This is a genomic window from Bradyrhizobium sp. 18BD (assembly GCF_054185225.1).
In genome coordinates this window covers 1-504 of the sequence record NZ_JAVAYL010000121.1, presented here as the reverse complement: position 1 = coordinate 504, position 504 = coordinate 1, and the positions used below count along the sequence as shown (strand labels likewise).

The 504-nt window shown below is 50.8% G+C and carries 1 protein-coding gene; it reads right to left on the bottom strand.

Annotated elements, in window-relative coordinates; translation table 11 throughout:
• Positions 1-471: hypothetical protein (locus RAD16_RS40695; RefSeq protein ID WP_458163660.1), on the bottom strand; the 471-nt coding region annotated here is incomplete at its 3' end.
• Positions 472-504 lie beyond the last annotated feature (33 nt).

Genomic DNA, 504 nt, shown 5'->3' with positions numbered 1-504 from the left:
GCTATCTACCAGTCGGCCTTCGGAGCGAATGATTTCAGTAGGTTGATACTGATAAAACTGTTCCGCGTTAGCCGACACGAAGGAAGCGTTCAGATCCGGTTTTGTTCCCGGTGTGGTGACTGGCACGACCGGAGAGGTATGAGTGGATGGCGCTTTATCGGTTGCGGCATTGTTTTCCACCTCTTCATTGACCAGCTTTTTGAACTCTTCCGGTGCCAGATCGATTTGCTTATACAGCGAGTCGAAACGTTTACTCTCTATCACCGAGGAGAACGTCAGGCAAACCTGTTCTGTATCCGCCGGACAGCTGTTACTGGACGTTACCAGCGAAACCGCATTGCTTTTCTTATTGTCGGAAGCCGCCAGTTCTTGCGCGTCCTCAAGACTAAACGACACTTTTTCAACCGCACGCAGGCTACGCGCAGCTTCTGACTGAGTGTTGAAGGTGGCAATTGTCGAGTTACCCGCCACGCAAGTAACGTCCTCGCCAGGTTAAAATGTAAA